8 protein-coding genes are annotated in these 8,846 nt (G+C 68.5%); all 8 read right to left on the minus strand.

Annotation, left to right across the window (positions count from 1 at the left end):
- Window positions 1–18 precede the first annotated feature (18 nt).
- Window positions 19–813 (minus strand): IclR family transcriptional regulator, encoded by a 795-nt coding sequence (locus ACFHVL_RS11695; RefSeq protein WP_416627653.1) that lies wholly within the window; start codon window positions 811–813, stop codon window positions 19–21.
- Between the two features lie 269 nt (window positions 814–1,082).
- Window positions 1,083–2,141 (minus strand): polyprenyl synthetase family protein, encoded by a 1,059-nt coding sequence (locus ACFHVL_RS11700; protein ID WP_416627654.1) that lies wholly within the window; start codon window positions 2,139–2,141, stop codon window positions 1,083–1,085.
- Window positions 2,142–2,186: 45 nt separating this feature from the next.
- Window positions 2,187–3,743, minus strand: a complete 1,557-nt coding sequence (gene nuoN / locus ACFHVL_RS11705) for an NADH-quinone oxidoreductase subunit NuoN (protein WP_326551038.1) — start codon at window positions 3,741–3,743, stop codon at window positions 2,187–2,189.
- Complete coding sequence (locus ACFHVL_RS11710; RefSeq protein ID WP_416627655.1) at window positions 3,740–5,275, minus strand: NADH-quinone oxidoreductase subunit M; 1,536 nt, start codon at window positions 5,273–5,275, stop codon at window positions 3,740–3,742. The genes nuoN and ACFHVL_RS11710 overlap by 4 nt, the downstream gene beginning before the upstream one ends.
- Window positions 5,272–7,191: an NADH-quinone oxidoreductase subunit L gene (gene nuoL, locus ACFHVL_RS11715; protein ID WP_416627656.1), complete on the minus strand. Its 1,920-nt coding sequence runs from the start codon at window positions 7,189–7,191 to the stop codon at window positions 5,272–5,274. Before nuoL ends, ACFHVL_RS11710 begins: the two co-directional genes overlap by 4 nt.
- Window positions 7,192–7,203: 12 nt before the next feature.
- A complete protein-coding gene (gene nuoK, locus ACFHVL_RS11720) occupies window positions 7,204–7,503 on the minus strand; it encodes an NADH-quinone oxidoreductase subunit NuoK (RefSeq protein ID WP_326551035.1) in 300 nt (99 codons plus the stop codon).
- Window positions 7,500–8,255, minus strand: a complete 756-nt coding sequence (locus tag ACFHVL_RS11725) for an NADH-quinone oxidoreductase subunit J (protein ID WP_416627657.1) — start codon at window positions 8,253–8,255, stop codon at window positions 7,500–7,502. The genes nuoK and ACFHVL_RS11725 overlap by 4 nt, the downstream gene beginning before the upstream one ends.
- Window positions 8,252–8,845 (minus strand): NADH-quinone oxidoreductase subunit NuoI, encoded by a 594-nt coding sequence (gene nuoI / locus ACFHVL_RS11730; protein ID WP_416627658.1) that lies wholly within the window; start codon window positions 8,843–8,845, stop codon window positions 8,252–8,254. The genes ACFHVL_RS11725 and nuoI overlap by 4 nt, the downstream gene beginning before the upstream one ends.
- Window position 8,846: the final 1 nt, after the last annotated feature.

Consider the following 8,846-nt stretch of genomic DNA (forward strand, 5'->3'; position numbering starts at 1 on the left):
CGGCCGGCGCCCCGGCGCTCAGCCTGCCGGATGTTCCGGTGCGCTCATCGCCTCGGCCACCGCCCGAGCAGCCGTCAGCAGCTTGGCGCGGACCACCCGGGCCGACGTCATCATCTCGGCGGCCGGCAACGCGCAGGCTATCGCCACCCGCCGTTCGAGGTCCTTGTCCGCGTTGACCATCACCGCGGCGCAGGCGATGCCCTGGCGGTACTGACCGATCTCCAGGTGCATGCCGCGCCGGTCGCCCACCGCGAGGTCGGCTTCGAAGCCTTCGATCGTGGTGATCGTCGCCGAGGTGAACGGCCGCATCCCGAACTCTTTGAGGTACCGGAACCGCTGATCAGGGGTGAGCGTGGCGAGCAGCGCCTTGCCGAGGGCGGTGGCGTGCGCACCTTCGTCGAAACCGGGGACCATGTCCTCCAGGTACGGCGAGCGTAGTCCGTCGGCCGACGCGGTCACCGCCACCTGGGTGCCGACGAACCGGCCGAGGTAGTGGCTGTACCCGGACTCGACGGCGGCCCGGCGCAGCGCCTCGCCGACTGCCGGCGGGCCGCGGAACGCGGTGACCAGTTCGCGGTACCGATCGGCGATCTCGAGCCCGACGATGTAGGTGCCGTCCTCGCGGCGAATCACGTAACCCTCGTACGCCAGGGTGCGCACCAGGTGGTACGTGGTGGCCACGGTCAACTCGCACCGTCGGGCGATCTGTTTGACCGTCAGCCCGCGCGGAGCACGACCTACCGCTTCGAGCACCCGAAGTGCCCGTGAAACGCTCCGGATCAGGTCCGAAGGTTCCGCCAAGGGGTCGCGCACAACCACCTCCGCCGCCGGGGACTTACACCATATGAAAAGACAGCCGCCTGTGGAATGCCCTTTCGAATCAGGGGCACCAGGTGGCGACTATCGGTGTGGCGCCCGACACGTTCGGTTCATGCTATTAGCTGGCATAAGGTCATCGCAAATGGCACCCTCGGTCGCCGCTGCCGCAGCCACCTGGACTGCGCAAATCCACCGTCGACCCGGCGTGGTGCGGCACCGGCTCCGCGACCGGCCGGCGGGTGCCAGCGCCGGCGACGTGGCCGCTAGTTCGTCCGGTCGGCGATGAAGTCACAGAGTGATTCCATCGCCCGGCGGGGGCCGCCCGACGGCAACGGGGCCAGCCGCGCCCGAGCGTCCTCCGCATAGCTGCGGACGGTCTCCCGGGCGCGCTTGAGAGCCGGCGACTCACGCAGCAGCCCGAGCGCCTCGGCGTGCAGGTCGTCGTCGGTCACCGGACCCGCCGCCAGGATCTCCCGGAGCCGCCGCGCCGCCGCGTCACCGTCATCGTCGCCGAGTGCGTAGAGCACCGGCAGCGTGGGCACGCCCTCCCGCAGATCGGTGCCGGGTGTCTTGCCGGACTGGGCCGACTCGGAGGCGATGTCGAGCAGGTCGTCGGAGAGTTGGAACGCCACGCCGATGATCTCGCCGTACCCGGCGAGCGCCTCGACATGCTCGGGCGCCGCACCGCCGAACATCCCGCCGAACCGAGCGGACGTCGCGATCAACGATCCGGTCTTGTCCCCGATCACCTGCAGATAGTGGTCGACCGACGGCTCACCGGCCTGTGGGCCGACGGTCTCGGCGATCTGGCCGTGCACCAGCCGGGCGAAGGTCCGGGCCTGTAGCCGGACGGCCTCGATGCCCAGGTCGGCGGCGAGGTCGGCGGCCCGGGCGAACAGATAGTCGCCGACCAGGATGGCCACCGAGTTGGTCCACCGCGAGTTCGCGCTCGGGGCACCGCGACGCACCAGCGCCTCGTCCATCACGTCGTCGTGGTACAGCGTCGCCAGGTGGGTGAGCTCCATCACCACTGCGGCGGGCACCACCAACGGCGATCCCGGGTCACCGAAATGAGCCCCGAGGGCCACCAGCAGCGGCCGGAACCGTTTCCCGCCGGCCTCAACCAGATGCCGGGCCGCTTCGGTCACGAACGGGTCGGCGCTGAACACACAGTCACGCAGTTCGGACTCGACCATCGCCATGACCCGCTCGACGGACGCCTGCAGCCGCGGGTCGACGATGTCGATCCCGATCGAGGTCACCGCCCTCGCGCCGGAGGCGATGGAGCCGCCGTCATCCGTCCTCACCACACCCCCAACCATGCCACAGCGGTCGGCGCGGCCCAGGTTGGGGGCGGGTGGGGCGGCTCATCGGACGAACTCGGCGGCGTTGCTGGTGAGGTCGAGCAGCGCGCCCGGGGCGACGCCGAGCAGCAGGGTGGCCAGTACGCCGATCATCAGCGCCGCCGAGGTCAGCGCGCCGGGGATCACCACCGTCGGGGTGGCATCGCTGGGCTCGCTCAGCCACATCATCACCACCACCCGCAGGTACGGGAAGGCCAGAATCATGCTGGTCACCACCCCGGCGATCACCAGCCAGACCTGGCCGTCCCCGATGGCCGCGCCGAACACCGCGAACTTGCTGGTGAAGCCACTGGTCAACGGGATACCGGCGAAGGCCAGCAGGATGAAGGTGAAGACTCCGGCGAACAGCGGCGAACGCCGGCCGAGCCCAGCCCACCGGGACAGGTGGGTGGCCTCGCCGTCGGCATCGCGGACCAGGGTCACCACGGCGAACGCGGCGAGCACGATGAAGCCGTACGCCACCAGGTAGAACATCGTGCTGGCCAGCCCGGCGGCGGACAACGACAGCACCCCGACCAGCAGGTAGCCGGCGTTGGCCACCGACGAGTACGCCAGCAGCCGCTTGATGTCGGTCTGGGTGACCGCCATGATCGCGCCGACCAGCATGGTCAACACGGCGATCGTGCCGAGCACCGGGGTGAAGTCCCAGGCCGCGCCGTAGAACGCGACGTGCAGCACCCGCAGCAGCGCACCGAACGCGGCGACCTTGGTGCAGGCCGCCATGAAACCGGTGATCGGCGTCGGAGCACCCTGGTAGACGTCCGGGGCCCAGACGTGGAACGGCACCGCGGTCGCCTTGAACAGCAGACCGACCGAGATCAACGCGATGCCGGCGAACAACAGCACCGGGCTGGCGGTGGAGGTCTCCACCGCGAGCCGGATCGTCGCGAAGTCGACGCCCGGCCCGGTCGGGCTGTCCACACCGGCGGTGAAGCCGTAGGTCAGGGCCAGCCCGAACAGGAAGAACGCCGACGAGTAGGCGCCCAGCAGGAAGTACTTCAGCGCCGCTTCCTGACTGAGCAGTCGCCGGCGCCGGGCCAACGCGCAGAGCAGGTACAACGGCAGCGAGAACGCTTCCAGGGCGATGAACATGGTCAGCAGGTCGTTGGCCGCGACGAACAGCAGCATGCCGGCGATCGCGAACAGCGCCAGCGGGTAGACCTCGGTGGCACCCGACCGGCCCTCCGCCTGCTTGCGGTCCTCCGGGGAGTTGACCACGATCGCCGCCTGCGCGACGAACGCCCCGCCGGTCTCCAGGGTCCGCTCGCCGATCAGCAGCATCGCCATGATGGCGAGCACCAGGATGGCGCCCTGCAGGAACAACGTCGGTCCGTCGACCGCGATCGCCTCACCGGCGGTCACCGTCCGGGTGCTGCCCTGCGCCACCACCGCGATCAGGGCGGCGACCATGCTGCCCAGGGCGAGCACCAACTGCACCGGGTTGCGCACCGAACGGGGCACGAACGCCTCGACGAGTACGCCGATCATCGCCGCGCCGAACAGGATCAGCAGCGGTGCGATCGCCGCGTAGTTGATCTCGGGGAACGAGATGTCGCTCACCGGGCCGCCTCCTGGATAACGCCCACGGTCGGGGCGGGGTCGGACGTGCCGACGTCACCGGACAACGTCGCCTGGATCGCCGGATTGATCACGTCGGTCAACGGCTTGGGGTAGAACCCGAACAGCAGGAGCAGCGCGATCAGCGGGGCGACCACGACCTTCTCCCGCAGCGTGATGTCCCGCTTCATGCCGTCCACGGTGGCCAGCGCCGGGTTCAGCGTGCCCTGGGTGGTGCGCTGCACCATCCACAACACGTACGCGGCGGCCAAGATGATGCCGAGCGTGGCGATCACCGCCACCGGCTTGTTCACCGAGAAGGTGCCGATCAGCACCAGGAACTCGGAGACGAACGGGGCGGTGCCGGGCAGCGCCAGCGACGCCAGACCGGCGAAGAAGAAGACCCCGGCCAGTACCGGCACCATCTTCCCGGCCCCGCCGAAGTCGCTGATCAGCGCCGAGCCCCGCCGCGCCACGAACATGCCGACGACCAGGAACAGCAGGCCAGTGGCGAGCCCGTGGTTGACCATGTAGAGCACCGCGCCGGTGCCGGCCTGGGTGGTGAACGCGAAGATGCCGACCCCGATGAAGCCGAAGTGCGAGATCGACGTGTACGAGACCAGCCGCTTGAGGTCGTTCTGGCCGACCGCCAGCAGTGCGGCGTAGATGATGCCGATCACTGCCAGCGTCAGCGCCCACGGCGCGAACCACTGGGACGCCTCGGGGAACAGCCCCAGGCAGTAGCGCAGGATGCCGAACGTGCCGACCTTGTCCATCACGCCGACCAGCAGCGCGGCCGAGCCGGCCGGCGCGGCGCCACCGGCGTCCGGCAGCCAGGTGTGGAACGGGAAGAACGGCGCCTTGATCGCGAACGCCACGAAGAAGCCGAGGAACAGCCAGCGCTCCACCCCGGTGGACATGTCGATCTGGCTCAGCGCCTGCCAGTCGAAGGTTTGTCCGCCGACCACCCAAAGGCCGATCACCGCGGCCAGCATGAACAGGCCGCCGACCAGTGAGTAGAGGAAGAACTTCACCGCCGCGTACTGGCGCTGATGGCCGCCGTAGCTGCCGATCAGGAAGTACATCGGCACCAGCATGACCTCGAAGAACACGTAGAACAGGAAGATGTCGGCGGCGGCGAAGACGCCGATCATCGTGCCTTGGAGCATCAGCAGCAGCCCGAAGTAGACCGGCACCGACCGCTTCGACGCCTCCGCGTCATGCCAGGAGGCGAGGATCACCAACGGCACCAGTACGGCGATCAGCATCAGCATGACCAGCGCGATGCCGTCGGCGGCGAAGGTGAACCGCACCCCCCAGTTGGGAATCCACGGGTACGACTCGTGGAACTGGAAGCGGTCGCCGCCAGCTTGGAAGGCGAACCACATGACCAGCGACAGCACCAGCACCGCCGTCGACCAGGCGAGCGCCAGCCACTTGGCGAACTCTCCCTGGCGGCGCGGGACGAGCGCCACTACGAGCGCACCGACCAGCGGCGCCACGGTCAGCACCGAGAGGAACGGAAAGTCGTTCACGCCAGCCATCCCATCTGCAGGGCGAGGAACGCCGCGACCACCACGAGGGCGCCGGCGAGCACGGACATCGCGTACGAGCGCACGAAGCCGGTCTGCAGCCGCCGCAGTCGCCCGGAGCTGCCGCCGATCGCCGCGGCCAGGCCGTTGACCAGACCGTCGACTCCCCGGTTGTCGAGGAAGACCAGCGCCCGGGTGAGGAAGATGCCCGGCCGTTCGAACACCGCCCGGTTGAACGCGTCGGTGTAGAGGTTGCGTCGGGCCGCAGTGACCAGCACCCCGGCCGGCTGCTCCTGCTCGGCGGTGCCGTTACGGAACAGCAGCCAGCCACCGACCGCACCGAGCACGGTAACCACCAGCGCCAGGATGGTGACCGCGGTGTGCGACAGCACCGCCTCGTGGTGGCCTTCCTCAGTGCCCAGCACCGGGGTCAGCCACTCGGGCACCGCCGTGGCCATCAGCGCGCCGGCGGCGACCGAGCCGACCGACAGCAGGATCAGCGGCACGGTCATCAACGCCGGCGACTCGTGCGGGTGGTCGATGTCTTCGGTCCACCGCTTCGGTCCGTGGAAGGTCAGCACGAACAGCCGGGTCATGTAGAAGGCGGTGATCCCGGCACCGAGCAGGGCGGCGCCGCCGAACAGCCAGGCGGTCCAGTCCTCCCGTTCGAAGGCTGCCGCGATGATCGGCTCCTTGGAGAAGTAGCCGGACAACGGCGGGATACCGATGATCGCCAGCCAGGCCAGCCCGAAGGTCGCCCAAGTGATCTTCATGTACCGCCACAGGCCGCCGAAGCGCCGGATGTCGACCTGGTTGTTCATCCCGTGCATCACCGAACCGGCACCGAGGAACAGCCCGGCCTTGAAGAAGCCGTGCGCCAGCAGGTGCACGATGGCCAGCGCGTAGGCCCCGCCGCCAAGCCCGACACCGAGGAACATGTAGCCGATCTGGGAGACCGTCGACCAGGCCAGCACCCGCTTGATGTCGTCCTTGGCGCAACCGATGACCGCGCCGAGCAGCAGAGTGAAGGCACCGATGCTGACCACCACGGTCTGCAGCGTCGGGTTCGCCGAGAAGATCGGGTTGGACCGGGCGATCAGGTAGACGCCGGCGGTGACCATCGTCGCGGCGTGGATCAGCGCCGAGACCGGGGTCGGGCCTTCCATCGCGTCGGGCAACCAGGCCTGCAGCGGGAACTGGCCGGACTTGCCGGTGGCCCCGAGCAGCAGCAGCAGGCCCATCGCCAGGATGGTGCCGGAGGCCAGCGCGCCGGCACCGGTGAAGACCGCGTCGAACTGGGTGGTGCCCAGGGTGGCGAACATCAGGAAGATCGCCAGCACCAGGCCGGCGTCGCCGACCCGGTTCATCAGGAACGCCTTCTTGCCGGCGGTCACCGCGGCCGGCAGGTCGTACCAGAAGGAGATCAACAGGTACGACGCCAGGCCGACGCCCTCCCAGCCGAGGAAGAGCATCACGTAGTTGTTGCCGAGCACCAGCATCAACATCGCGGCGACGAACAGGTTAAAGTACGCGAAGAACCGTCGCCGACCCGGGTCATGCGACATGTACTCGACCGCGTAGATGTGGATCAGGAAACCCACACCGGTGATCAGCAGTACGAAGACCGCCGACAGCGGGTCGTACAGCAGCCCGAAGTCCACCGACAGGCCACCGACCTCGATGAACCGCCACAGGCTCAGCTCGACCGCCCGGTTTTCCAGGTCGCGTAGCTGGAAGAAGTAGGTCAGGCCGAGGGCGAAGATCGCCCCGACGCTGGCCACCCCGAGCCAGTGTCCCCACTTGTCGGCCCAGCGGCCGAGCAGCAGCAGGATCGCCGCGCTGGCCAGCGGGATGGCCACCAGCAGCCACACGCTACTCAGCAGCCCCGTGGCCTGGGCGTACTCCACAGTCGATTCCACGTGTGGGCCCCTTTAGTACTTCAGCAGGTTGGCGTCGTCGACGCTTGCCGAGCGTCGAGTACGGAAGATGGTCATGATGATGGCGAGCCCCACGACCACTTCGGCTGCCGCCACGACCATCACGAAGAAGGCGATGATCTGACCGTTGAGGTCACCGTTGATCCGGCTGAAGGTGACCAGGGCCAGGTTCGCGGAGTTGAGCATCAACTCGATGCACATGAACAGCACGATCGCGTTGCGGCGAACCAGCACGCCGACCGCGCCGATGGTGAACAGCACCGCCGACAGGATCAGGTAGTAATCCGGAGTCATTTTTCAGTGCCTTTCGGGGCGGCCTCACTCGGCGAAAGTTCCCGCGTCGGCAGGATCGCCGGGATGCTCAGCTCGGTGAGCGTGCCGTCCGGCAACCGGCCCGGCGTGGCCACCGAGGTGGAGGTGGCGTAGACACCCGGACCCGGCTTCGGACCGGGGTAGTTGCCCGGTGCGAACCGGGCCCGCATCATCTCCGGCTGGCCGCGCTTCTCACCCTTGCGCTTCTCGATGTGCGCCAGGATCAGCGCGCCGATCGCGGCGGTGGTGAGCAACGCGGCGGTCACCTCGAAGGCGATCAGGTAGCGGGTGAACAGCAGTGCGGCGATGCCCTGCACGTTGCCGTCCGCGTTGGCCTGTTCCAGCCCGACCGCCTGCACCCCGCCGAGTCCCCGGTACAGCCCGGTGCCGACCAGGGTGGCGAAGCCGACGCCGAGCGCGATCGAGGCGATCCGCTGCCCATGCAGCGTCTCGATCAGCGAGTCCGTGGTGTCCCGGCCGACCAGCATCAGCACGAACAGGAACAGCATCATGATCGCGCCGGTGTAGACGATGATCTGCACAAGGCCGATGAACGGACCGCCCTGCACGACGTAGAAGACGCCGAGGCAGAGCATGGTCAGCACCAGCCAGAGCGCGGAGTGCACCGCGTTGCGGGCCCACACCGTTCCGATCGCGCCGAGCAGCGCGATCGGCGCCAGGATCCAGAAGGTCACCGCCTCTCCGGTGGAGACCTCCGCCGCGAGCTCGGTCATGGCTCAACCTTTCCCGTCGTACCCGAGCCGTCCTCGGTGCCCTGCTCCGACCAGGGGGCCCGTTCGGCGCCGGCCGAGGTGCCCGGGTTGGTCAGCGCCCCGACGTAGTAGTCCTTCTCGGTGTCGCCCAGTCGCATCGGGTGCGGCGGCTGCTCCATCCCAGCCAACAGCGGCGCCAGCAGCTGCTCCTTGGTGAAGATCAGGTCCTGCCGCGAGTCGCGGGCCAGCTCGTACTCGTTGCTCATGGTCAGCGACCGGGTCGGGCAGGCTTCGATGCAGAGCCCGCAGAAAATGCAGCGGGCGTAGTTGATCTGGTAGGTGCTGGCGTACCGCTCGCCCGGGGAGAAGCGCTGCTCCTCGGTGTTGTCGCCGCCCTCGACGTAGATCGCGTCCGCCGGGCAGGCCCACGCGCACAGCTCGCAGCCGATGCACTTCTCCAGCCCGTCCGGGTGCCGGTTGAGGATGTGCCGACCGTGGTAGCGCGGCGCGGACACCGGCGGCTTGAACGGGTAGTCGGTGGTGACCACCTTCTTGAACATGTGCGAGAAGGTGACTCCGAACCCCTTGAACGTTCCCGTGATCGCGCCCACG

This window comes from Micromonospora sp. LOL_023 (genome assembly GCF_048060115.1).
GTDB lineage: Bacteria > Actinomycetota > Actinomycetes > Mycobacteriales > Micromonosporaceae > Micromonospora_E.